At 66.5% G+C, this 23,867-nt stretch carries 23 protein-coding genes; 6 read left to right on the top strand and 17 right to left on the bottom strand.

Features of this window, described 5'->3' with window-relative positions:
- Position 1 precedes the first annotated feature (1 nt).
- From gap to FB560_RS06900, 8 genes are all read right to left on the bottom strand, one after another.
- The gene (gene gap / locus FB560_RS06935; RefSeq protein ID WP_141871689.1) at positions 2-1,012 is read right to left on the bottom strand and encodes a type I glyceraldehyde-3-phosphate dehydrogenase; all 1,011 of its coding nucleotides are present in this window, start codon (positions 1,010-1,012) and stop codon (positions 2-4) included.
- Between the two features lie 114 nt (positions 1,013-1,126).
- Complete coding sequence (locus FB560_RS06930; protein WP_141871688.1) at positions 1,127-1,753, bottom strand: superoxide dismutase; 627 nt, start codon at positions 1,751-1,753, stop codon at positions 1,127-1,129.
- A gap of 163 nt (positions 1,754-1,916) precedes the next feature.
- On the bottom strand, positions 1,917-2,693 hold the full coding sequence (locus FB560_RS06925; protein ID WP_141871687.1) for a hypothetical protein: 777 nt from the start codon (positions 2,691-2,693) through the stop codon (positions 1,917-1,919).
- A 12-nt stretch (positions 2,694-2,705) separates the two neighbouring features.
- Positions 2,706-3,683, bottom strand: a complete 978-nt coding sequence (gene whiA, locus FB560_RS06920; RefSeq protein WP_141871686.1) for a DNA-binding protein WhiA — start codon at positions 3,681-3,683, stop codon at positions 2,706-2,708.
- A gap of 68 nt (positions 3,684-3,751) precedes the next feature.
- Positions 3,752-4,624 (bottom strand): RNase adapter RapZ, encoded by an 873-nt coding sequence (rapZ, locus tag FB560_RS06915; protein WP_141871685.1) that lies wholly within the window; start codon positions 4,622-4,624, stop codon positions 3,752-3,754.
- A gap of 34 nt (positions 4,625-4,658) precedes the next feature.
- Positions 4,659-6,560 carry an excinuclease ABC subunit UvrC gene (gene uvrC, locus FB560_RS06910; RefSeq protein ID WP_141871684.1) on the bottom strand — a complete coding sequence of 634 codons (1,902 nt, stop codon included), beginning with the start codon at positions 6,558-6,560 and terminating at the stop codon, positions 4,659-4,661.
- Positions 6,560-9,448, bottom strand: coding sequence for an excinuclease ABC subunit UvrA (gene uvrA / locus FB560_RS06905; RefSeq protein ID WP_141871683.1), 2,889 nt, complete (start codon positions 9,446-9,448; stop codon positions 6,560-6,562). The genes uvrC and uvrA overlap by 1 nt, the downstream gene beginning before the upstream one ends.
- A gap of 52 nt (positions 9,449-9,500) precedes the next feature.
- Positions 9,501-9,944, bottom strand: a complete 444-nt coding sequence (locus FB560_RS06900; protein WP_141871682.1) for a MarR family winged helix-turn-helix transcriptional regulator — start codon at positions 9,942-9,944, stop codon at positions 9,501-9,503.
- A gap of 45 nt (positions 9,945-9,989) precedes the next feature.
- Here FB560_RS06900 and FB560_RS06895 point away from each other — a divergent pair, with 45 nt between their 5' ends.
- Positions 9,990-10,232, top strand: a complete 243-nt coding sequence (locus FB560_RS06895) for a hypothetical protein (RefSeq protein ID WP_141871681.1) — start codon at positions 9,990-9,992, stop codon at positions 10,230-10,232.
- 40 nt (positions 10,233-10,272) lie between these two features.
- Here the strand turns inward: FB560_RS06895 and FB560_RS06890 are convergent, their stop codons facing one another.
- Positions 10,273-10,605 carry a TfoX/Sxy family protein gene (locus FB560_RS06890; protein ID WP_141871680.1) on the bottom strand — a complete coding sequence of 111 codons (333 nt, stop codon included), beginning with the start codon at positions 10,603-10,605 and terminating at the stop codon, positions 10,273-10,275.
- Positions 10,606-10,625: 20 nt separating this feature from the next.
- Complete coding sequence (gene uvrB, locus FB560_RS06885) at positions 10,626-12,698, bottom strand: excinuclease ABC subunit UvrB (protein WP_141871679.1); 2,073 nt, start codon at positions 12,696-12,698, stop codon at positions 10,626-10,628.
- 67 nt (positions 12,699-12,765) lie between these two features.
- Between uvrB and FB560_RS06880 the strand changes: the two genes are divergently transcribed.
- Entirely contained in the window at positions 12,766-13,380 is a 615-nt protein-coding gene (locus tag FB560_RS06880) for a DUF4126 domain-containing protein (protein ID WP_141871678.1), read from the top strand.
- On the opposite strand, the gene FB560_RS06875 is transcribed toward FB560_RS06880, so the two are convergent.
- The 4 genes from FB560_RS06875 to rpsA form a co-directional block, all read right to left on the bottom strand.
- Complete coding sequence (locus FB560_RS06875; RefSeq protein ID WP_141871677.1) at positions 13,353-14,144, bottom strand: GNAT family N-acetyltransferase; 792 nt, start codon at positions 14,142-14,144, stop codon at positions 13,353-13,355. The genes FB560_RS06880 and FB560_RS06875 overlap by 28 nt on opposite strands.
- A 41-nt stretch (positions 14,145-14,185) precedes the next feature.
- Complete coding sequence (locus FB560_RS06870) at positions 14,186-15,403, bottom strand: MFS transporter (RefSeq protein ID WP_229673196.1); 1,218 nt, start codon at positions 15,401-15,403, stop codon at positions 14,186-14,188.
- Entirely contained in the window at positions 15,400-15,999 is a 600-nt protein-coding gene (gene coaE / locus FB560_RS06865; protein WP_141871676.1) for a dephospho-CoA kinase, read from the bottom strand. The genes FB560_RS06870 and coaE overlap by 4 nt, the downstream gene beginning before the upstream one ends.
- A gap of 107 nt (positions 16,000-16,106) precedes the next feature.
- The gene (gene rpsA / locus FB560_RS06860; RefSeq protein WP_141871675.1) at positions 16,107-17,564 is read right to left on the bottom strand and encodes a 30S ribosomal protein S1; all 1,458 of its coding nucleotides are present in this window, start codon (positions 17,562-17,564) and stop codon (positions 16,107-16,109) included.
- 237 nt (positions 17,565-17,801) lie between these two features.
- Between rpsA and FB560_RS06855 the strand changes: the two genes are divergently transcribed.
- Positions 17,802-18,341, top strand: coding sequence for a hypothetical protein (locus FB560_RS06855; protein WP_141871674.1), 540 nt, complete (start codon positions 17,802-17,804; stop codon positions 18,339-18,341).
- Between the two features lie 107 nt (positions 18,342-18,448).
- Positions 18,449-19,168, top strand: a complete 720-nt coding sequence (locus FB560_RS06850; RefSeq protein WP_141871673.1) for a hypothetical protein — start codon at positions 18,449-18,451, stop codon at positions 19,166-19,168.
- 16 nt (positions 19,169-19,184) lie between these two features.
- On the opposite strand, the gene FB560_RS06845 is transcribed toward FB560_RS06850, so the two are convergent.
- Positions 19,185-19,910: a hypothetical protein gene (locus FB560_RS06845; protein ID WP_141871672.1), complete on the bottom strand. Its 726-nt coding sequence runs from the start codon at positions 19,908-19,910 to the stop codon at positions 19,185-19,187.
- Positions 19,911-19,996: 86 nt separating this feature from the next.
- Between FB560_RS06845 and FB560_RS06840 the strand changes: the two genes are divergently transcribed.
- Positions 19,997-20,929, top strand: coding sequence for a 5'-3' exonuclease (locus tag FB560_RS06840; RefSeq protein ID WP_141871671.1), 933 nt, complete (start codon positions 19,997-19,999; stop codon positions 20,927-20,929).
- Between the two features lie 27 nt (positions 20,930-20,956).
- Here the strand turns inward: FB560_RS06840 and FB560_RS06835 are convergent, their stop codons facing one another.
- Together FB560_RS06835 and trpD are read right to left on the bottom strand one after the other, a co-directional pair.
- A complete protein-coding gene (locus FB560_RS06835; RefSeq protein ID WP_141871670.1) occupies positions 20,957-21,943 on the bottom strand; it encodes a PHP domain-containing protein in 987 nt (328 codons plus the stop codon).
- An 11-nt stretch (positions 21,944-21,954) separates the two neighbouring features.
- Positions 21,955-23,019 carry an anthranilate phosphoribosyltransferase gene (trpD, locus tag FB560_RS06830; protein ID WP_141871669.1) on the bottom strand — a complete coding sequence of 355 codons (1,065 nt, stop codon included), beginning with the start codon at positions 23,017-23,019 and terminating at the stop codon, positions 21,955-21,957.
- A gap of 191 nt (positions 23,020-23,210) precedes the next feature.
- On the opposite strand from trpD, the gene ctaE reads away from it, so the two are divergent.
- Positions 23,211-23,864: an aa3-type cytochrome oxidase subunit III gene (gene ctaE / locus FB560_RS06825; protein ID WP_141871668.1), complete on the top strand. Its 654-nt coding sequence runs from the start codon at positions 23,211-23,213 to the stop codon at positions 23,862-23,864.
- Positions 23,865-23,867 lie beyond the last annotated feature (3 nt).

Raw genomic sequence — 23,867 nt, 5'->3', positions numbered from 1 at the left:
CTTAGAGGCGCTCGGCCACGTACTCGGTCAGGTCGACGAGACGGTTGGAGTAGCCCCACTCGTTGTCGTACCAGCTGGAGACCTTGACCAGGTTGCCGCTGACGTTGGTCAGCGTCGCGTCGAAGATCGAGGAGTGCGGGTTGTGCACGATGTCGCTGGAGACGATCTGGTCCTCGTTGTACTGGAGGAAGCCGGCGAGGCGACCCTCGGCAGCAGCCTTCTTGTACGCCTCGTTGACCTCTTCGACCGTGAGGTTCTCGCGGTCGGTGATCAGCGTCAGGTCGACGATCGATCCGGTGGGAACCGGAACGCGGTACGACGAGCCGCTCAGCTTGCCCTGGAGCTCGGGGAGCACCTCGCCGATGGCCTTGGCGGCACCGGTCGAGGCCGGGGTGATGTTGATCGCCGCAGCGCGGGCACGACGGAGGTCGCTGTGCGGGCCGTCCTGCAGGTTCTGGTCGGCGGTGTAGGCGTGCGCGGTCATCATGAAACCGCGGTCGATGCCGAACGCGTCGTTGAAGACCTGCGCGAGCGGCGCGAGGCAGTTGGTGGTGCACGACGCGTTGGAGATGATGTGGTCCGTCTCCGCGTTGTACGTGTCCTCGTTCACGCCCATGACGAACGTGCCGTCGACGCCGGTTCCCGGCGCCGAGATGAGGACCTTCTTCGCGCCGGCATCGATGTGCTTGCGCGCGAGCTCGGCCTTGGTGAAGAAGCCGGTCGACTCGATGACGATGTCGACACCCAGCTCGCCCCACGGGAGGTTGGCGGGGTCGCGCTCGGCGAACGCCTTGATCTGCTTGCCGTTGACCGTGATGCTGTCGTCGTCGAAGCTGATCTCAGCGTCGAGGACGCCACCGACCGAGTCGTACTTCAGCAAGTGGGCAAGGGTCTTGTTGTCGGTGAGGTCGTTGACCGCGACGATCTCAAGGTCTGCTCCCTGCGCGAGAGCCGCGCGGAAGTAGTTGCGTCCGATACGGCCGAAGCCGTTGATACCGATCTTGACAGACACTCAGGTCTCCCTGTTTCTCGTGCGCTCACGCAGCATTCCTGCGTGCGTGAAGCGCGGGGGGTTTTTGGCTGAGATGGCGTCCCGACGAGCCAGACCCGCCGGGACGCGACCCGATTACGACAGTACCAGCAGGCCGTTCGTCTGCTTGCGGGCGACCTCGAAGCGCTGGGCGACGTTCTCCCAGTTGGCGATGTTCCACGCCGCCTTGACGTAGTCGGCCTTGACATTCAGGTAGTCCAGGTAGAAGGCGTGCTCCCACATGTCCAGCTGGAACAGCGGGATGGTGCCCTGGGCGGTGTTCGACTGCTGGTCGAACAGCTGCTGGATGATGAGGCGCGATCCGATGGAGTCCCAGCTCAGCACGGCCCAGCCGGAGCCCTGGATGCCCGTCGCTGCAGCGGTGAAGTGCGCCTGGAACTTCTCGAAGGAGCCGAAGTACTCGTCGATGGCGGCCTGGAGCTCGCCCTCGGGCTGGCCGCCGCCGTTCGGCGAAAGGTTGGTCCAGAAGATCGAGTGGTTGACGTGTCCGCCGAGGTTGAACGCGAGGTCCTTCTCGAGCTTGTTCACGTTGGCGAGATTGCCGCTGTCACGGGCCTCGGCGAGCTGGTCGAGTGCCGTGTTGGCACCGGCGACGTACGCCGCGTGATGCTTGTCATGGTGGAGTTCCATGATCTTGCCGCTGATGTGCGGCTCGAGAGCTGCGAAGTCGTAGGGAAGGTCAGGGAGCGTGTAGGTCGCCATGTCGCTTTCATCCAATCCGCGCCGCGCCGCGGCGCTTGCCGATCCTCCGCGCCACCGATGTGCGGCGTAGAGCGGACGTAACTCATCCTACTGACGACAACGCGCGCGTGTCCTGGAACCTTCCGCCGTATGACGCTTTGCTCCGACACATCGGGTCGACCGCTCAGGCCCAGAGACCCGTCTCGATGATGCCGAGGGCGAACGGACTGAGCGTGAGCGTGCGGCGCTCGAGGGTGAGTGTCGACGCCAGCCGGAGGTCAGCGGGTATGCGCACGCCCGTCGCGGAGATCTGCGTCAGGAGATACGCGGCCGCCTCCGTCGCACCCTCCGCCGTCGGTGCGAAGGAGAGCCGATTCGCGAGTGCCTTCTCCCCCACCGGCATCACACGGATGTCTCCGGCGCCCGCCTTGCGCAGGAGCGTCAGCGATGTCATCCTCCGCGCCGCCCAGCGGTCGGCCTTGGCGAGGTCGGCATGTGCGGGGTCGGCGTGCCACAGGTGCAACTGGATCTCGCTCCTGCCCGTCGCCGCGGCGACGGTCACCGTCGCGGTGCACAGCGAGACGAGTGTGTGTGTCAGCACGGGAGCGAGCGCCTCGAGATCCTCGACGGCGCGCTCTCCCGGCAGCGATGTCCCGTTCGGGAGCAGAGCCAGATCGTCCGCCCGCCACCGGTAAGGGAGGGCCGAATCCGGCAGCGACTCGAAGCTGCGATACTCCTCGTCGGCCGCGGCATCGGCCCTTTCGACGATGACGTGAGCGGCATCCGCACCCAGCGGAGTGAGCGTGATCTGCCGCTCGCGGTCGTACCAGCGGACGACGGGGCCTTCCGTGATCGTCGGAACGTCTCCCAGAACACCCGTCGCCTCCCGGAGGAGGTCGGCGAACGGCTTCTGCACCGTCGTCGATCCGAGACCAGCACTGCTCCAGTCGATGTGGCTCATACGACGAGCTTGTCAGACGTCGAGGCCTGCCGGCACCGCGGCTTCGGTCCCGGGGATGCCCTCCTGCTGCGCCCGCTTGTCGGCCATGGCGAGCAGGCGACGGATGCGGCCGGCGACGGCATCCTTCGTCAGAGGCGGATCGGCATGGTGTCCGAGTTCGTCGAGGCTGGCATCGCGGTGCGCCAGACGCAGCTCCCCCGCCACCTTGAGGTGGTCGGGAACTTCGTCGGCGAGGATCTCGAGCGCGCGCTCCACACGGGCGCAGGCGGCGACGGCGGCCTGCGCCGAGCGTCGCAGGTTCGCGTCATCGAAGTTCACGAGGCGGTTGACGCCCGCACGCACCTCGCGGCGCTGGCGCAGCTCTTCCCACGCGATCGCGGTCTTCTGCGCACCCATCTCGCTGAGCACGGTGCGGATGGCCTCGCCTTCTCGGACGACGACGCGCGGCATCCCGCGTACTTCGCGCGCCTTCGCGGCGACGCCCAGACGATGCGCGGCACCGACCAGGGCCATCGCCGCCTCGGACGACGGGCAGGCGACCTCGAGCATCGCGGAGCGACCCGGCTCGCTGAGGGTTCCGGCGGCGAGGAAGGCACCGCGCCAGAGTCCGGCGATCTCGGCGCGCGATCCCGTGGTCAGGCGGTTCGGCAGCCCCCGGACCGGGCGACGGCGCTGGTCGAGCAGACCGGTCTGACGTGCGAGGGTCTCTCCTGCGCCGATCACGCGGACGGCCCAGCGCGCACCCTCGTTCGCGGTGCTCGACTGCACCTGCGCGATCTCGGGCCGGACACCGTAGATCTCGGCGAGATCGCGGGCGACGCGACGTGCGAGCGTCTCCGCGTCCACCTCGGCCTCCACGGCGACACGGCCGGCGATGGAGTGCAATCCACCGGCGAACCGGAGGATGGCGGTCACCTCCGCGACGCGCACCGTCGGGGGTGCGTTACGGATGCTGACCAGCTCGGCCTTGACGTCGGTGGTTAGTGCCACGAGGCTCCTCTACGTTCACGCGCCGGATCGCGACGCAAACGTCCAGCTTACCCGGCTGGGCGCGCTTCTCACTCCCGGCCGAGGTCCCTGTGACGCACATTGACGGCGACACCGGGGATCGCGGCGATCCTCCGAGCGAGCTCTTCAGACATCGCCACGGAGCGATGTTTCCCACCCGTGCAGCCGATGGCGACCGTCGAGTGGCTCTTGTTCTCGCGCTGATAGCCCTCCAGCACCGGCACGAGTGCGGCGGCGTAGGCGTCCAGGAACTCCTTCGCCCCCTCACGGGTGAGGACATAGTCGCGCACGGGTTCGTCCTGACCGGTGAGTCCGCGCAGTTCCTCGTTCCAGAACGGGTTGGGCAGGAAGCGCATGTCGGCGACGAGGTCGACGTCGGTGGGCAGTCCGTACTTGAACCCGAAACTGAGCAGCGTCACCCGGTGCCTGGCCTCGCCCTCCTCCGAGAAGAGGTCGGAGACCTGGGTGGCCAGCTGGTGGATGTTCAGCGAGGAGGTGTCGATCACGAGATCAGCGGCCTCGCGGATCGGCGCGAGGCGGTTGCGCTCGATCCGGATGCCGTCGAGCAGCGTCCCGTCGCCCTGCAGGGGTTGGGGTCGGCGCACCGCTTCGAAGCGGCGAACGAGCACGTCGTCTGCGGCGTCGAGGAACAGCACCCGCACAGAACCGCGCGAGCGCAGAGCCCTGGCCACTCCGGGGAAGTCGTCGAAGAGGTTGCCTCCACGCACATCGACCACTGCGGCGACCTTGGGCAATGCCTTGCCGCCCATGTCCGTGAGGTCGAGCAACGGGCGGAGGATCTGCGGAGGGAGGTTGTCGACCACGTACCATCCGAGGTCTTCCAGCGCGTTGGCCACGGTCGTCCGGCCGGCGCCGGACATACCTGTGACAATGAGGAACTCGCCCTTGTCCCCGTCAGCCATGGTTCACTACTCCTTCTCCCCCTCGCTTCCCAGACTAGCGAGTGGAGAGATGGGTGTGGATATTCTGCGCGAGCACCGGCCCGATGCCCTGAACCTCTTCGATCGCTCCCGGCGGCGCGGCACGCAGGGCGGTGACGGAACCGAAGTGCTTGAGCAGCACTTTGATGCGTGACGCTCCCAGTCCCGGTACCTCCGCGAGCACGGACGTGATGTCGTTCTTCCGCTTCTTGCGCTGGTGGATGATCGCGAATCGATGCGCCTCATCGCGCAGCCGTTGCAGCAGATAGAGCGCCTCGCTGGTGCGCGGCAGGATCACCGGGAAGTCCTCACCCGGCAACCACACCTCCTCCAGTCGCTTGGCGATGCCGCACACGGCGATCTCGGTGTGGTTGGCGTCGCGCAGCGCCCGCGCGGCCGCCTCGACCTGCGGCTTGCCACCGTCGACCAGCAGAAGCTGTGGCGGGTACGCGAACCGCGGCTTCCGCTTTCCGACGACCTCGCCGTCCTCGCCGACGACCTCGTCGGTGGTCGGGTCGATCGTGACCACGGGCTCCGGTCTGTCCAGGTACGCGAGCCGACGCCGCAGCACCTGGTACATCGAGTCCGTATCATCGGTCGTTTCGGCGATCCCGAACGAGCGGTACTGGTCCTTGCGGGGCAGCCCATCTTCGAAGACCACCATCGAGGCCACGACGTTCGTGCCGCTGAGGTGCGAGATGTCGAAGCACTCGATGCGCAGCGGGGCCTCGGTCATCCCCAGAGCGTCCTGCAGATCGGTGAGCGCCTGCGTGCGGGCGATGTAGTCGCTGGTGCGACGAGTCTTGTGCCGGATCAGCGCCTGTTGCGCATTGAGTGTGGCGGTGCGCATCAGATCGGCGCGCTGACCTCGTTGTGCGACGGCGAGCTCGACCTTGCGGCCGCGTCTGGTGCGGAGCCATTCCTCGAGTTCGAGGGCGTCGTCGGGAAGCGTGGGCACGAGGATACGACGCGGGACGTCCTGCGCCTCCCCGTATGCGCGCTGCAGTACCTGATCGACGAGCTCGCCCCGCGAGATGTCGATCTCCTTCTCGATGGTCATCGCCCGCACGCCGCGCACGCGCCCCTTGCGGATCACGAAGTGCTGCACGGCCGCGGAGAGCTCGTCCTCTGCGATGCCGAACAGGTCTGCATCCTCGTCGGAGGGCAGTACCAGTGCGCTCTTTCCGAGTACCGCCTCGATGGCCGAGAGCTTGTCACGGTACTTCGCCGCGGCCTCGTAGTCCATGCCCGCGGAGGCGGACAGCATCCGCTTGGTCAGTTCGCGGGTGAAGCGTTCGTCGCCGCCGGCCATGAACGCGACGAAGTCGTCGACCATTGCCCGGTGCTCTTCGATCGTCACCGTCATCGAGCACGGGCCGCCGCACTTGCCGATCTGTCCGGGGAAGCAGGGACGGCCGGTCTGCATCGCCCGCTTATAGCTCGCATCACTGCAGGTGCGGATGGGGAACGCCTTGATCATCAGATCGATCGTCTCGTGCACGGCCCAGACCTTCGGGTACGGCCCGAAGTAACGCGCGCCCGGGATCTTGCGGTTCCTCGTGACGATCACGCGTGGTGCTTCATCGGCAAGAGTGACCGCCATGAACGGGTACGACTTGTCGTCTTTGTAGCGCACGTTGAACGGTGGATCGAACTCCTTGATCCACATGTACTCCAGCTGGAGGGAGTCCACGTCGGTCGGCACGACGGTCCACTCGACCGACGACGCCGTCGTGACCATCCTCCGCGTGCGCTCGTGGAGGGTACGCAGAGGCGCGAAGTAGTTCGACAGCCGCTGACGGAGGTTCTTGGCCTTACCCACGTAGAGCACACGCCCGTCGGCGTCGCGGAAGCGATAGACCCCCGGATCCGTCGGGATCTCCCCCGCCCTCGGCTTGTAAGGCAGAACGTCGGCCATCAGCTGGCCTTCCGCGCGGAGCGCCCTTCCCCGAGGATCTCTGCGAGGAACTGCCCGGTGTGGCTGCCCTCGGCACGAGCGATCTGCTCGGGGGTTCCGGTCGCGATGATCTGGCCGCCGCCGGATCCGCCCTCAGGACCGAGGTCGATGACCCAGTCCGCGGACTTGATCACGTCGAGGTTGTGCTCGATGACGATGACCGTGTTTCCCTTGTCGACCAGGCCGTTGAGCACCTCAAGGAGCTTGCGCACATCTTCGAAGTGGAGACCCGTGGTGGGCTCGTCGAGAACGTAGATGCTGCGTCCGTTGCTGCGGCGCTGGAGCTCGGTGGCGAGCTTGACGCGCTGCGCCTCTCCACCGGAGAGCGTGGTCGCGGACTGCCCGAGGCGGACGTAGCCGAGGCCGACGTCGACGAGCGTCTTCATGTAGCGGTGGATCGCCTGGATCGGCTCGAAGAAGTCTGCTGCTTCCTCGATCGGCATCTCGAGCACCTCGGCGATGTTCTTGCCCTTGTAGTGCACGGCGAGCGTGTCGCGGTTGTAGCGCTTGCCGTGGCAGACCTCGCAGTCGACGTACACGTCGGGGAGGAAGTTCATCTCGATCTTGATCGTGCCGTCACCCGAGCACGCCTCACACCGGCCACCCTTGACGTTGAAGCTGAATCGACCCGGCTGGTAGCCGCGCACCTTCGCCTCGGGCGTCTCGCTGAACAGCGAGCGGATGCGGTCGAACACACCGGTGTAGGTCGCCGGGTTCGAGCGCGGAGTGCGGCCGATCGGAGCCTGGTCGACGTGCACGACCTTGTCGAGGTTGTCGAGTCCGGTCACCCGGGTGTGCTTGCCGGGAACCGTGCGCGCACCGTTGAGGCGCGACGCGAGCACCTGATAGAGGATGTCGTTCACGAGGGACGACTTGCCCGAACCGCTGACCCCGGTGACCGCCGTCAGCACGCCCAGCGGGAAGTCCGCCGTGACGTTCTGCAGGTTGTTGGCACGGGCTCCGACCACGCTGAGCAGTCGCTTCTTGTCGATCTTGCGTCGCTTCTCGGGCATCGGGATCTCGCGACGACCGGAGAGGTACTCCCCCGTCATCGACGCGCTGTCATCCAACAACGCGGCGTAGGGACCCGAGTGGACCACTTCTCCACCGTTCACACCTGCGCCGGGGCCGATGTCGACGACCCAGTCTGCGGCCTCGATCGTCTCTTCATCGTGCTCCACGACGATGAGCGTGTTGCCGAGATCGCGCAACGCCAGCAGGGTCTCGATCAGTCGACGGTTGTCACGCTGGTGGAGTCCGATCGACGGCTCGTCCAACACGTACAGCACTCCCGTGAGACCCGAACCGATCTGGGTCGCCAGACGGATGCGCTGAGCCTCGCCACCGGACAGCGAACCCGCGGAACGACTCAGGTTGAGATAGGACAGGCCGACCTGCAGGAGGAAGTCGAGGCGGAGGCGGATCTCGCGCAGCACCTGGGCGGCGATCTGGGACTCGCGGTCCGTGAGGACCAGGGTCTCCATGAAGGCTCGCGCATCGGCGAGGCTGAGGTGCGACACCTCGGCGATCGAGTGCCCGTGCACCTGCACTGCCAGCACCTCGGGCTTCAGACGATTGCCATCGCACACCGGGCACGGGACCTCTCGGAGGTACTCGCCCCAGCGGTTGCGCTGGTTGTCCGACTCCGCCTGCAGGTACTGCCGCTCGATGTAAGGCACCACTCCCTCGAATCCGGAGGCGTAGCGCATCTCCCGTCCGTAGCGGTTCTTCCACTTGACGGTGACCTTGTAGTTCTCGCCACGGAGCACGGCGTCCTGCACGTCCGAGTGCAGCTCTCGCCAGGGAGTGTCGAGGGAGAAGTCAAGGTCCCGCGACAGACCTTCGAGCAGTCGATCGTAGTACTGGAACAGGCCCTTCCCCTGTGTCGTCCACGGGATGATGACGCCCTCGCGAATGGAGAGGTCTTCATCGCCGAGCATGAGGTCGACGTCGACCGACATGCGGGTTCCGAGACCGGAGCATGCCGGGCAGGCTCCGAACGGCGCGTTGAACGAGAACGTGCGCGGCTCGATCTCCGTGAGAGTCAGCGCGTGTCCGTTCGGGCAGGCGAGCTTCTCCGAGAACGACTGCCAGGCGGCGTCGCCCTCCTCGTCGACGAAGTTGACCTGCACGACGCCGCCGGCGAGGCCGATCGCGGTCTCGACCGAATCCGTCACGCGTCCGAGGATGTCGTCCGCCGCCACGAGACGGTCTACGACGACGGCGATGTCGTGCTTGTAGCTCTTCTTGAGCGTCGGGGGCTCCGCGAGCTGCACGAGGTCTCCATCGACGATCGCGCGCGAGTATCCCTTCGCGCCGAGCTCGCGGAACAGGTCGACGAATTCGCCCTTCTTCTGCGAGACGATGGGCGCGACGATCTGATAGCGCGTACGCTCGGGCAGCTCCATGAGCTGATCCGCGATCTGCTGCACGGTCTGACGCTGGATGCGTTCACCGCACTCGGGGCAGTGCGGAATGCCGATGCGTGCCCAGAGCAGACGCATGTAGTCGTAGATCTCGGTGATCGTTCCCACGGTCGAGCGCGGGTTGCGGTTCGTCGACTTCTGGTCGATCGAGACGGCCGGGCTCAGTCCTTCGATGAAGTCCACATCAGGACGGTCGACCTGACCGAGGAACTGACGCGCGTACGCGCTCAGCGATTCGACGTACCGGCGCTGGCCTTCCGCGAAGATCGTGTCGAACGCGAGGCTGGACTTTCCCGAACCGGACAGGCCGGTGAACACGACGAGAGAGTCGCGGGGAATGTCGATGTCGACGTTCTTGAGATTGTGTACGCGGGCACCGCGGACACTCAGTTTTCCTGGCGAAACTACAGGGACGATAGGCACCGGACAAGTCTACGAGGGGCCACGGACATTGGCTCCGCGTACGCTGCGAGCGTCAGTCGGATTCGGCGCGCCGCCCGACGAAAGGTCCCAGGCCGTCGCGCAGGGCGGAGATCTCCCCCACGTTCATCCCGACGGCTTCCATCACCTGCTGCGGAACGTTCACCGCGCGCTCGCGCAACGCTCGCCCCGTGGCGGTCAGGGTGATGTCGAGCCGGCGCTCGTCCTCGCTGCTGCGTTGGCGAGCGATGAGGCCTTCGGCTTCCAACCGTTTGACCAACGGAGACGCGGTGGCCGGCTCCATGGCGAGCTCCGCGGCGAGATCGTTCAACGGGCGGGGGTCGCGCTCCCACAGAGCCAGCATCACGAGGTACTGCGGGTGCGTGAGCCCCAGTGGCTCGAGGATCGGGCGATAGATCGCCACAACGTTGCGCGCGGCCGTCACCAAGGCGAAGCAGAGCTGGTTCTCCAGCCGGAGCAGATCATCGGATGCCGTCACGAGGGCAACTATACATCTGCACTAATCATTAGTACACTAAGCAACATGGCACATGACCAGGACCGCCCACCACTCCGCACGCGCATCCGCGAGGCGGGAGGGCTCTACGCCTGGGTCAACACCAACCTCATCCGGTTCGCGGGACCGGCGTCGGTGGGCCCCTACGAGAAGACGCCTCCCCCCAGCGCCTCCGAGCGCGCTGAGCGCGCCTGCCCGTTGTGCGGCGCGCCGATGACCGAACACGAGATCGACCGCTCCGGCGTCAAGACGCTCGTGCACTGCCCCTGACATCGCGCATCCTCCGCGGCGACTCGGAGGATGCGGCCGCTCAGCCTGATTCCTCCCTGTTCTCACGCGCGACGTCCAGCCAGAACATGAGCTCGCCGTCGTCGGCCAGGGCACCGCTCGACACATCGAGCCACCCGGTCCCCATGGTCCTCGCGCCCATCACTGCGCGAGCGACTCCGGCACGGGTGGACAGCGCGGCACCGCTCTGTCCGTCCACGCGCACCAGGAGCGTCCCCCCTGGTCGGGCGCCGACGAGGATGTGGCCGTCGACGAGAAACGCCCGCGTGCCGAACATACGTCGCTCCTCGACATCGGCCGACCCGCCCAGCAGCGCGCGGACGCGGTCAGCCAGTTCCTCACCCGCCGCATCCATCGCCCGCTCCTTCCGCACGCTCAGGCGTGTCCGGCACGCTCCATCGCCCGCAACTCCTTCTTGAGGTCCTGGACCTCATCGCGGAGACGACCGGCCAGCTCGAACTTGAGTTCCGCCGCTGCAGCGAGCATCTGATCCGAGAGATCCTGGATCGTCGCCTCGAGCTGTTGGGCACCCTCGGCGGCGATACCGGTGCGGCGCAGGTTCGGCGTCGGGGACTTGCCCTTGCCGCTGGCTCGACCGCGCCCCGACATCAGCTCCGCGGTGTCCGCGCCTTCGCGCGCCAGCACTTCGGTGATGTCGGCGATCCGCTTGCGCAGCGGCTGCGGGTCGATGCCGTGCTCCGTGTTGTAGGCGACCTGCTTCTCACGCCGACGATCGGTCTCTTCGATGGCCTTCGCCATCGAGTCGGTGATCTTGTCGGCGTACATGTGCACCTCGCCCGACACGTTTCGTGCCGCGCGACCGATCGTCTGGATGAGTGAGGTCCCCGATCGCAGGAAGCCCTCCTTGTCGGCGTCGAGGATCGCCACCAGCGATACCTCGGGGAGATCCAGTCCTTCGCGGAGCAGGTTGATGCCGACGAGCACGTCATACACGCCCGCACGAAGTTCGCTCAGCAACTCGACGCGGCGAAGTGTGTCGACATCCGAGTGCAGATACCGCACGCGCACTCCATGCTCTCCGAGGAAGTCGGTGAGCTCCTCCGACATCTTCTTCGTGAGAGTCGTGACGAGCACTCGCTCGTTGCGCTCCACGCGCAGTCGGATCTCTTCGAGCAGATCGTCGATCTGCCCCTTGGACGGCTTCACGATGATGTGCGGGTCGACCAGACCTGTCGGGCGGATGATCTGCTCCACCACACCGTCGGCGATACCCATCTCGTACTTGCCCGGCGTGGCGGAGAGATACACGGTCTGCCCGATGCGGTTCTTGAACTCGTCCCATCGCAGCGGACGGTTGTCCATCGCGCTCGGAAGGCGGAATCCGTGGTCGACCAGAGTGCGCTTGCGAGAGGCGTCGCCCTCGTACATCGCGCCGATCTGAGGCACGGCCACGTGGGACTCGTCGATCACGAGCAGGAAGTCATCGGGGAAGAAGTCGAGCAGCGTATGCGGCGGCTCGCCGGGCTCTCGCCCGTCCATGTGACGCGAGTAGTTCTCGATACCCGAGCAGAACCCGAGCTGCTGGAGCATCTCGAGGTCGAAGCTCGTACGCATGCGGAGACGCTGCGCTTCGAGGAGCTTGCCCTGACGCTCGAACTCCGCGAGTCGGTCTTCGAGCTCCTTCTCGATCGTGCCGATCGAGCGCTGGATCACATCGGTGCCGGCGACGTAGTGCGACGCAGGGAAGATCGGCACGGAGGCGAGCTTCTCGATGACCTCCCCGGTGAGGGGGTGCAGCGAGTAGAGGGCCTCGATCTCGTCGCCGAACAGCTCGATCCTGATCGCGTGCTCCTCGTACACCGGGATGATCTCGATCGTGTCTCCGCGCACACGGAAGTTCCCTCGGGAGAAATCGACGTCGTTGCGGTTGTACTGCATCGCGATGAACTGACGGATCAGCGCATCACGGTCGTACCGCTCCCCCACCTGCAGCGCCACCATCGCGCGCAGGTACTCTTCGGGAGCGCCGAGGCCGTAGATGCACGAGACGGTCGACACCACGATGACGTCACGCCGGCTGAGCAGCGAGTTCGTCGTGGAATGGCGCAGACGCTCGACCTCGGCGTTGATCGACGAGTCCTTCTCGATGAAGGTGTCCGTCTGGGGAACGTAGGCCTCGGGCTGGTAGTAGTCGTAGTACGAGACGAAATACTCGACGGCGTTGTTGGGCATCAGCTCGCGGAACTCGTTGGCGAGCTGCGCCGCGAGCGTCTTGTTGTGCGCGAGCACGAGGGTCGGTCGCTGCACCTGCTCGATCAGCCATGCGGTGGTCGCCGACTTGCCCGTACCGGTGGCTCCGAGGAGCACCACGTCGGTCTCGCCCGCGTTGATGCGCGAGGCGAGCTCGGCGATCGCCTGCGGCTGATCGCCTGCGGGGGCGTACTCGCTGATGACCTCGAAAGGACGGACGCTACGAGTGGGTTGCATACCTTCCAGCGTAAGCCGCCCCTCCGACATTCGGGCCGGCGATGCCACCTCCGCCTAAGGTGGGAGCGTGATCGAGTTCATCGTCGGCTCCAGCCTCGCCGCAGCCGCCGGTCTCAATGCCTGGATGCCGCTCTTCCTGCTCGGGCTCGCCGATCGATTCCTTCCGGCCGTGGAACTGCCCACCGGATGGTCCTGGCTCTCCAGCGACCTCGCGCTCTGGATCGTCGGCGCTCTGCTCGTGCTCGAGATCGTGGCCGACAAGATCCCCGCCCTCGATTCTGTGAACGACCTCGTCCAGAGCATCATCCGGCCCGCCGCCGGCGGCGTCGCGTTCGGTGCGGGAGCCAGCGCGCAGACGGTCGCCGTCGACGACCCCGCGTCCTTCTTCTCGACCGGCTCGTGGATTCCGATCGCCTCCGGAATCGCGATCGCCCTGGTGGTCCACGTGGTGAAGGCCACCGCCCGCGTGGCCGCCAACGCCACGACCGGTGGCCTCGCTGCCCCGGTGCTGAGCACCGCAGAAGACGGCGCGTCGTTCATTCTGGCCGCCGCAGCGATCATCGTCCCCCTCGTGGCCGCGATCCTCCTCATCGGCCTCATCGTCGCCGCAGTGGTGGTGCTGAGGCGTCGAGCGCGAAAGCGCCGAGTGGGCGGTCATCCAGATGGCGGAGTCCACACGTAGGGGGTCGTGGTCGACACCTTGACGAGACCCGCGCGCTCCAGGATCGGCCGTGAGAACTCCGTCGAATCCGAGTTCAGGTATCGCTTCCCTCGCGCCAATGCCGCTCGCGCGCGCTGGGCCGTCAGCGCACGATAGATCCCCCGGCCGCGCCACGGCTCCACCGTCGCGCCGCCCCACAGGCCCGCGAAGAGCGTCCCGGCGACCGGCTCCAACCTGCCGGCGCTGACGACGCGGCCAGCGGCCTCCGCGATCCAGAGCTCGACCTCATCACCTTCCTGGATGCGACGGACGGTCGTCTCCGCACGCACACGCCAGTTCGGGTCATCGAACACGAGACCCTGCATCTCCTCCATCGCCCAGACGTCTGCTTCGGTGCGTGCGCGCCGAATGCGGACGCCGTCGGGAATCGCGACGTCGTGGGCGAGCAGCGCCGCCTCACCGATCATGATGGATTCCGTCTCCTCTGCGACGAATCCTCGCGTCTCGAGCGCCTCCTGCAGACCGGGCGCCCGGTCGTGTCCCCGCGTCTTCCACTCGACGGACGTGATGCCGTCCTGGTCGCGGAAGTGGCGGAGCGCCGCATCGATGAGCAGTTCGATCTGCGCGGCATCCGCGCCGCCGAGATCCGAATAGCTGACGAAGCCCCGTCCGCCGGGGAAGACAGCGAGACGCAGCGGCCCGTGGGCGTGGACCGTCAGTGCGTGGGCGGTCTCGGCGCTCGTACGGAGCTGGGCGTCGTAGGCCGCGAGAAGGTCTTCACTCATACCTGCCACTCTGACAGACCTCCCTCACGGTGCAGCCGCCGTCAGGGCCGACCGGTCCGTGCTGCGCGGAGCCCGAGCGTCGCGATCCCTGCCGACATCGCGCACATCGCGACGATCAACAAGACGAACCAGGTCCAGCTCGCCCCTCCGAAGACCAGCCCGAGCGCCCACCCGAACAGGCTCGACCCCGCGTAGTAGCCGAAGTAGTACAGCGACGACGCCTGCGCGCGCGTGTGCGGCGTGGCCGCCACGGGTGTCCACCCCGATGCCACTGCATGGGCGCCGAAGAATCCGGCCGTGAAAAGGAGCAGCCCACCCATCACGAGTGGCGTGCTCGGGATCAACATCAGCAGCGCACCACACGCGGTCACGAGGATCGACACGAGCAGCACGGGAAAACGTCCGAAGCGCGAGGCGAGCGACCCTGCCCATGGAGACGAGAGGGTTCCGGCGAGGTAGGCGAGGAACAGCAGTGTGACCACCCACGCGGGCAGGAGGAAGGGCGCTTCGGAGAGATGGAACCCCAGATAGTTGTAGACGGCGACGAAGGCGCCCATGAGCAGGAATCCCTGGGCATAGAGCGCGAGCAGCTGCGGAGAGCGCAGGGACACGGCCAGCCGAGCGAGGATCCCGGGGCCCTGCTCGTCGAAACGTCGCGGCACGAACCCCTGCGCCTTCGGAGTGAGCAGGAGGAACAGCACGGCGGCGAACGCGCAGACGATCGCGACCGTCCAGATCCCGATCCGCCACCCGGCGAGTTCCCCCACCACGCCCGAGACGATTCGACCCAGCAGACCCCCGACGGTCGTGCCGGCGATGTAGCTGCCGGCCGCGGCGGCGGCGTGACGGGGACGGACCTCCTCGCTGAGGTAGGCGAGAGCCACGGCGGGAACCGCCCCCAGCGCGACGCCCTCGGCCACGCGCACGACGAGGAACAGGCCGATCTCCCCGCTCAACGGGGCGCAGAGACCGAGGACCGTCGCCGCGAGGACCCCGATCGCCATGGCGGGGATCCGGCCGATGCGGTCCGCCACGATCGACCACGGGATCACTGCTGCGGCGAGTCCGAGCGTGGTCGCGGAGACGGTGAGAGCAGCGGTGGCGGGCGACACGGTGAGATCGGCAGCGATCTGCGGCAGCACCGCCTGCGTCGAGTAGAGCTGCGCGAACGTCGCGATGCCGGCGAAGAAGAGACCGGCGATCAGACGGCGGTAGAGAGGTGACCCCGGTGCGTGTCCTGTGAAAGGTTCCCGGTTCACTGCGGGCGGATCCGCTCCCAGAGTGCGTCCGTCTGCGCGAGAGTGTCGGCGAGTGTGCCTGCGGTGTCGATCACGACGTCGGCGATCGCCAGGCGCTTCTCGTCGGAGACCTGAGCCTCGATGCGCGCCTGCGCTGCGGACTCGTCCATGCCGCGCAACTCCACGAGCCTGCGTCGGCGCTCGTCGGCCGGTGCATGTGCCACCACGATGGTGTCCCAAGGATCGTCGACCCGGGCCTCGACCAGCAGAGGCACGTCGTAGACGATGACCGCAGAAGGGTCTGCCGCGAGTGCCGACTCGAACCGATGCTGCGACTCTGCACGCACGGCGGGGTGCACGATCGCGTTCAGCTGCTGCAGCAGAGCCGGCGCCCCGAACACCTTGGCGCCGAGGGCCGCACGATCGAGCGCACCATCCGGGCTGATCACGTCGGCCCCGAACGTCTCGGAGATCTGTTGCAGCACAGGTGTCCCCGGAGCCTGCACGTCTCGGACGATCTGGTCTGCGTCGACGATGACGGCGCCGTTCTCCGCGAGCCGGCGGGCGATGGTCGACTTCCCGGATGCGATGCCGCCGGTGAGTGCGATGAGAGGCATGGTGTCCATCCTGGCACGCGTCGGTTCCGTGCCGCGTCGTGCGTCAGCGCGGGAGACGCGAAACGGGCCGCCACCCGAAGGTGACGGCCCGTTCCAGAGCGTGATGCTTAAGCGTTGCCGCCCGAGAGCTTCTCGCGGAGAGCCGCGAGTGCCTCGTCGTCCGCCAGCGTGCCCGCACCAGCGGTCTCGCTGGAGAAGGTCTGGCCGCCGCCGAAGTCCTCGCCGGCTGCTGCCTCGGCCTCGGCCGCCTTGGTGACCTGAGCCTTGTGCGCCTCCCAGCGAGCCTGGGCTGCAGCGTACTCCTGCTCCCATGCCTCGCGCTGGGCGTCGAAGCCTTCCTTCCACGCACCGGTCTCGGCGTCGAAGCCCTCCGGGTACTTGTACTCGCCGTTCTCGTCGTACTCCGCGACCATGCCGTAGAGGGCCGGGTCGAACTCGGTGCCGTTGGGGTCGACCGACTCGTTGGCCTGCTTGAGCGACAGCGAGATGCGGCGACGCTCCAGGTCGATGTCGATGACCTTGACGAAGACCTCTTCGCCGACGGAGACGACCTGCTCGGCCAGCTCGACGTGCTTGCTGGAGAGCTCGGAGATGTGGACGAGGCCCTCGATGCCGTCTGCGACGCGAACGAACGCACCGAACGGAACGAGCTTCGTGACCTTACCCGGCGTGACCTGTCCGATCGCGTGGGTGCGGGCGAAGACCTGCCACGGGTCCTCCTGCGTCGCCTTCAGCGACAGGGAGACGCGCTCGCGGTCCAGGTCGACCTCGAGGATCTCGACGGTGACCTCCTGGCCGACCTCGACGACCTCGGAGGCGTGCTCGATGTGCTTCCAGGACAGCTCGGAGACGTGCACGAGGCCGTCAACGCCACCCAGGTCGACGAACGCACCGAAGTTGACGATCGACGACACGACACCCTTGCGGACCTGACCCTTGTGCAGGTTGTTCAGGAACGTGGTGCGCGACTCCGACTGCGTCTGCTCGAGCAGCGCACGGCGGCTGAGGACGACGTTGTTGCGGTTCTTGTCGAGCTCGAGGATCTTCGCCTCGATCTCCTGGCCCAGGTACGGCGTGAGGTCGCGGACGCGACGCAGCTCGATGAGCGAAGCCGGAAGGAAGCCACGGAGTCCGATGTCGACGATGAGGCCACCCTTGACGACCTCGATGACGGTACCGGTGACGACGCCGTCGTTCTCCTTGATCTTCTCGACGTCTCCCCAGGCACGCTCGTACTGTGCGCGCTTCTTGGAGAGGATCAGACGGCCTTCCTTGTCCTCCTTCTGGAGAACGAGGGCCTCGACCAGGTCGCCGACAGCGACGACCTCGTTGGGGTCGACGTCGTGCTTGATCGAAAGCTCGCGCGAGGGGATGACACCCTCGGTCTTGTATCCGACATCGAGGAGGACCTCATCGCGGTCGATCTTGACGATCGTGCCTTCGATGATGTCGCCGTCGTTGAAGAACTTCAGGGTCTTCTCGACCGCGGCCAGGAAGTCCTCAGCAGATCCGATGTCGTTGATGGCGACCTGCTTGGTGGCCGGGGCGGTCGTTGCGGTAGTCATGTAGTGGGTTGTCCTTGTTGAATGGGAACTCAGGGCTGCGAGGCAACGGCCGCGCACGGCCGACATCATGCTTCACAGCGGATGGATTGGGATTGCACGTCACGAGCGCATGCAAGTGCACGCCACGAGTGACACTTCAGATTATCAGAAGTTCGGATGCTGATGGGGCCGGTGTCATCATCGACATCGCTGTGGATAACTCCGGCGGCAGCGGCGGCATTCCATTAGCTTGTCCGGGTGCCTCGCCTCCACTCCGCTCATCGCCCTCCGCTCGCCGTCTGCTTCATCGCGCTGTCCGCCGTCGGCATCCTCGGATGCTCCCCCATCCCGGAGCCTGAACCGTCGCCGACGCCCGCGTTCGCCTCGGAGGAAGAAGCCTTCGCCGCTGCGGAGGAGACGTATCGGGCGTACATAGATGCCGGCAACGCACGAATATCCGGTAGCAGCACACCCGATCCGCGGTTGCTTCTTACCGGAAGCGCACTCGAAGCCGACATCGACACCGCCAATCTGCTGTCGGAGAAAGACCTTCACCTCGAAGGCGAGGCATCGCTCGCATCGTTCACAGGCACTTCGACGCTGCTCAGCTCTTCACCAGAGGTTGTCAGTGCAACGGTGTGCATAATCGCCGCAAACACACGTTTGGTCGATGTCGAGGGGAATGACGTCACCCCCGCAGATCGGCCGGATGCCTCCTCACTCGAGGTGACTTTTGTCCACGTCGATGACATGTTGCTGATCTCAGATTCCACTGTTCTGGACGGCGCGGATTGTTGAGGCACCTCGCACCGGGCGCTATCGCGACAGCAGCCTCGTCACTGTTGATGGCACTTGTCGTGCCAGCGAGCGGGAGCACATGTTCGTTTGACGCTCACTTGGCCGGCTTGTGCACCACAAACACAGGCACCACTCTCACGGTCACCGGCGATCGCAACTCCCCTGGCTCGCCTGGGCCGTCCGCTCCCGGCAACATCCCCGACACCAACACCGGCACCTGGACTCCACCGAAGGAGTTCAGCTTCGATGACTGCCTCGCGAACTGGAACAGCTACCTCCGCTGCTTCCGAGCCACCGAGGAGCCTGAAGAGGCGGACCCCGCGGATCCCGAGGAACCGGCCCTACCGGCCATCACGATGACCGACCTCGCCGCCTTCGCCCCCGATCCGACGACCGCCGTCGGTGAACCGGGCAATGTCGGCATCGCGGGCATGCCGACGAACTTCGTCGCGGCCGCGTCCGCGCACACCCGCACCGGGACGCTCTTCGGCTTCCCGATCTCCGTACGCTTCACTCCCGTCGGGTACGACTTCGACTACGGCGACGACTATCGTGCGACGACGGCCACCGGCGGTGAGACGTGGAGCAGCCTCGGGCAGGCGCAGTTCACCCCCACCTCCACGAGCCACGTCTATCAGGAGCGCGGCACCTACCTGGCCGACGTGGACGTGCGCTACACCGCCGAGGTCGATCTCGGCATCGGTTGGTTCCCTGTATCCGGCGAGCTGACGAGCGACGGTCCTGATCAGGAGATCCGCATCTTCGAAGCCCACACCGCCCTCGTGGCCTTCACCTGCGCGCAGAAGCCGACAGGCCCCGGCTGCTGAGACATACCGTCTCCGACTAGCTGACGACTCTCAACACCACAGGCTCACCTTCTGCATCCACGTGGTCAGCGAGGGTCAGCACAGCGTCCGCCGCGATCCCCTTCGCCGGCACGAACGTGATCTGCGGCACCAGGTCCCTCGTGCAGATCGTGTCCGTATGCGAGTGCAGTCTGACGACGGCCTCGGTCTCACTCACCGCCTCCACCTCACCGGACCCGGGCATGCACGTCGAGGATCCCCAGGTGAGCACGGCGAGCTCCTGATCTCCGAACCAGGCCGCGGCGGGAATCTGCCCGCTCATCCTGTCCGCCGGAATGATCTCGCCGCCGTCGAGTGCAGGCAAGGTGAGGTCGGTCTCCGTCCCTCCCACGTCGGTGATGGTGAGCTCGACCGGACGCGACGAATCGAACCCGGCAGGCAGGCCGAGGTAGGTGCCGTGCGCGGTCTGCACCGTCGCGCACATCTCGTCCTCGTTCTTCACGAGCACGATCTCGAGCGACTGGTTCCCGGCGACGAGGTCTCCCACCTGAGGAGCGCACGCGTCGCTCCAGGTCTTCAGCACGAAAGCAGTCGAGTCCAGCCACGCGGCCTGCGGCGCGTACGACGTGTCTGCGGAGATCGGCTCGCCCGTCGACTCGGGCGCCGGAGAACTCCCGGCATTCGTCGAGCAGCCCACCAACACGGAGGCGAGCAGGAGCCCGCCCAGGGCGAGAGAGGAGAACGCGCGAAGAGAAACCGTCATACCCCTGAGTGTCGGAGCGAGGCGAACCGTCTCAGACCCGGCACAACACCCCACCCGTGTCCGCTGCCCGTGCCAGACTGTGATTCGTGACCGACCGTCTCATGTTGCTCGATACCGCCAGCCTGTACTTCCGCGCGTTCTACGGCGTACCCGACAAGGTGACCGCGCCCGATGGATCCCCCATCAATGCGGCTCGCGGTCTGCTCGACATCATCGCGAAGCTCGTCACCCTGTACCAACCCACGCACGTGATCGCGTGCTGGGACGACGACTGGCGCCCTCAGTGGCGGGTCGATCTCATCCCCAGCTACAAGGCTCACCGGGTCGTCGAAGTCGTCGCCGCAGGCCCCGATGTCGAAGAGGTGCCGGACCCGCTCGAAGCGCAGATCCCGCTCATCCGCCAGACGCTCGCGGCCCTCGACATCCCGATCATCGGCATCGCCGAGCATGAGGCCGACGACGTGATCGGCACGCTCGCCACCGACGCCGACATGGCCGTCGACATCGTCACGGGCGACCGCGACCTCTTCCAACTCGTCGACGACTCCCGCGACGTTCGCGTGATCTACACCGCACGAGGGATGAGCAACCTCGAGATCGTCACCGACGCCACGGTCGTCGCGAAGTACGGCGTGCTCCCCTCGCAGTACGCCGACTTCGCCACGATGCGCGGAGACGCGTCCGACGGACTTCCCGGAGTCGCCGGCGTCGGAGAGAAGACGGCTGCGACCCTGTTGCAGAACCACGTCGATCTCGCCGGAATCCGCGCAGCCGCCGAAGCGGGTGAGGGCATGAGCGCCGGCGTCCGCGCCAAGGTCCTCGCAGCCTCCGCCTACCTCGACGTCGCCCCGACCGTGGTTGCGGTGGCGACGTCCCTGCCGATCTCGGCACCCGGCACACGACTGCACGGGCTCGATGACGCGGAATCCTCCACGGCTCTGGCACTGGCGGCGAAGTGGAACCTGGGCAGCTCGATGGATCGCGCGATCGCCGCGGTCACCGCAGCAGCCGCGGTCTGACACTTAAGCCGGAATCCGGCTGAAGAGTCACTCGGTCCAGGCCAGCAGCCGCTCCAGCCCCCACGTGGTGACGATCCGAGCGGCAGGAACACCCGCACGCTCGGCCGTCTCCGCACCGTGATCGAGGAGCGACAGCTGTCCCGGCGCGTGAGCGTCCGAGTCGATCGAGAACAGACAGCCTGCGGCCAAGGCGATCGCGATGAGCTCGTCCGGTGGGTCCTGACGTTCGGGGCGAGAGTTGATCTCCACGGCCACGCCGTTCTCCGCGCAGGCGGCGAAGACGGCCGCAGCGTCGAAAACGGACGGCGGCCGCGTTCCTCTGTCGCCCTCCACCAGGCGGCCGGTGCAGTGTCCGAGCACGTTGACCCGAGGATGCGAGACAGCGGCGATCATCCGCGCCGTCATCGGGCGGGCATCCATGCGCAGCTTCGAATGCACGGACGCGACGACCACGTCGAGCTCCGCGAGCAGATCGGGGTCCTGATCGAGTGCCCCGTCTTCGAGGATGTCGACCTCGATCCCCGCCAACAGCGTGAACCCGTCGCCGGACTCGGCGCGGACGAGCGGGATCTGCTCGCGCAATCGCTCGGCAGACAGCCCGCGAGCGACCCTCAACCGTGGCGAATGATCCGTGATGGCCTGGTACTCATGCCCCTGCGCGCGTGCGGCCGCCGCCATCACGGCGATCGAGGTGGTGCCGTCCGACCAGTCCGTGTGGGCGTGCAGGTCGCCCCGGAGCTTTCGGCGCAGCTCCGACACCCGCTCAGGCTCGACATCTCCGCGCAGTTCCACCAGGTAGTCGGGCACGGCGCCGTTCTGCGCCTGACGGATCACCGCGAAGGTCGACTCGCCGATACCTCGGCTCGCACGGAGACGTGTGGGGTCGGTGCGCACCTCTTCCGGAAGCTCCTCGAACGTGGCCGCAGCCTGCCGGAACGCCTTGGCCCGATAGCGGGATGCGCGCTCGCGCTCGAGCAGCGAGGCGATCTCGAGCAGCGCGGCGACCGGGTCCACTTTCGAGCCTCCTAGGCCGTCGCGAGCTCGCGGCTCACGCTGATCCACTGGTCCAGCTTGGCGGCGGCACGACCATCGTCCACCGCGTCCGACGCGCGACGGTATCCCTCGCGCAGTCGCTCGAGGATCGGCACCTGCACCTGGGTCGCGTCTTGCGACAGCTCGTAGGCGACGATGCCGGCCGCCGCGTTGAGCAGCACGATGTCGCGGACGGCGCCGACCTCGCCCTGGAGCGTGCGCCGCAGCACTTCCGCGTTGTGCTCGGGCGAGCCTCCCAGGAGGTCCGCGAGCTCCGCGAGGGGGATGCCCAGATCGCGAGGATCGAGGTCGTGCTCGTGGATGTCGCCACGGGTGACCTCCCAGATCCGACTGTGGCCGGTCGTGGTGAGCTCATCGAGGCCGTCGTCACCGCGGAACACGAGCGCCGTGGCCCCGCGGGTGCGGAACACGCCCGTGATGAGGGGGACGCGTTCGATCTGCGCGACACCGACGGCGTTCGCCTCGGCACGGGCAGGGTTGCAGAGCGGTCCGAGCATGTTGAACACCGTGGGCACGCCCAGTTCGGAACGCACAGGCCCGGCATGCTTGAAGCCGGGGTGGAATGCTCCGGCCCACGCGAACGTGATACCGGTGCGGTCGAGGATCGAAGCGACGGCCTCGGGGTTGAGCGACAGCTCCAGGCCGAGAGCGCCCAGCACATCCGACGACCCCGAGGCCGAGCTGGCGGCGCGGTTGCCGTGCTTGACGACGGGGATGCCCGTGGCGCCGATGATAATGGCCGCGGTGGTCGAGACGTTCACCGTACCCACCCGATCCCCCCCGGTGCCGACGATGTCGAGGACGTTCGGCGACACCGGCAGCGGCACCGCCGCTTCGAGGATGGCGTCGCGGAATCCGACGATCTCGTCGATCGTCTCCCCCTTGGCGCGCAGAGCGATGAGGAAGCCGCCGAGCTGTGCCTCCGTGACGTCGCCGTTCATGATCTGCCGCATCGCCCACGTCGACTCCCAGACGCTGAGATCGCGACGCTCCAGCAGAGAGGTGAGCACATCGGACCAGGTCAGCGAATCAGCCATGTGTGCGATCCTATCGGCGCGGGAAAACGTGCAGATCGTTCCGAACGTGTGACCGTCAGGGCGGGTTCCCCTGTTTCCCGCGGATTCACCGACTATTCGCAGTGTTTTCTTAGGGTTACCTAAGTCAAATACGGGCAAAACGAGGGTGTCCGGTGCAAGAATCACGCCTGGGGATCGGCCATAATGGAAGGGTGACGACCTCAGCGACGTATGCCCCGGCGGCGAGAACCATCAAGCGGCCCAACCCGGTAGCTGTCGGCACCATTGTGTGGCTCGGCAGTGAGGTGATGTTCTTCGCGGGACTCTTCGCGATCTACTTCACCCTTCGCAGCACCTCCCCGGAGCTCTGGGCGGCGCGGACCGAACTGCTGAACGTACCGTTCGCGTTCGTCAACACCGCGATCCTCGTGCTCTCCTCGTTCACGTGCCAGATGGGCGTGTTCGCGGCCGAGGACCTGCAGCCCTACAAGATCGGCAAGGGCCAGAAGAACGGCGCCGGCCGCCGTCGCCTCTTCGGCTGGGGCATGGTCGAGTGGTTCTTCCTGACCTTCGCGCTCGGAGCGATCTTCGTCTCCGGCCAGGTCTGGGAGTACGCACAGCTCGTCGCCGAGGGAATGCCGATCCAGGCTGACTCCTACGCCTCTGCGTTCTACCTCACCACCGGCTTCCACGCCCTGCACGTCACCGGCGGACTCATCGCGTTCCTGCTCGTCATCGGACGCGCATACGCCGTCAAGAATTTCCGGCACAAGGAGGCGACGTCCTCGATCGTGGTGTCCTACTACTGGCACTTCGTCGACGTCGTCTGGATCGTGCTGTTCGTCGTTATCTACTTCCTGAAATAAGAG

The sequence above is a fragment of the Microbacterium saperdae genome (assembly GCF_006716345.1).
Lineage (GTDB): Bacteria > Actinomycetota > Actinomycetes > Actinomycetales > Microbacteriaceae > Microbacterium > Microbacterium saperdae.
This window is presented reverse-complemented; position numbering and strand designations above follow the sequence as displayed.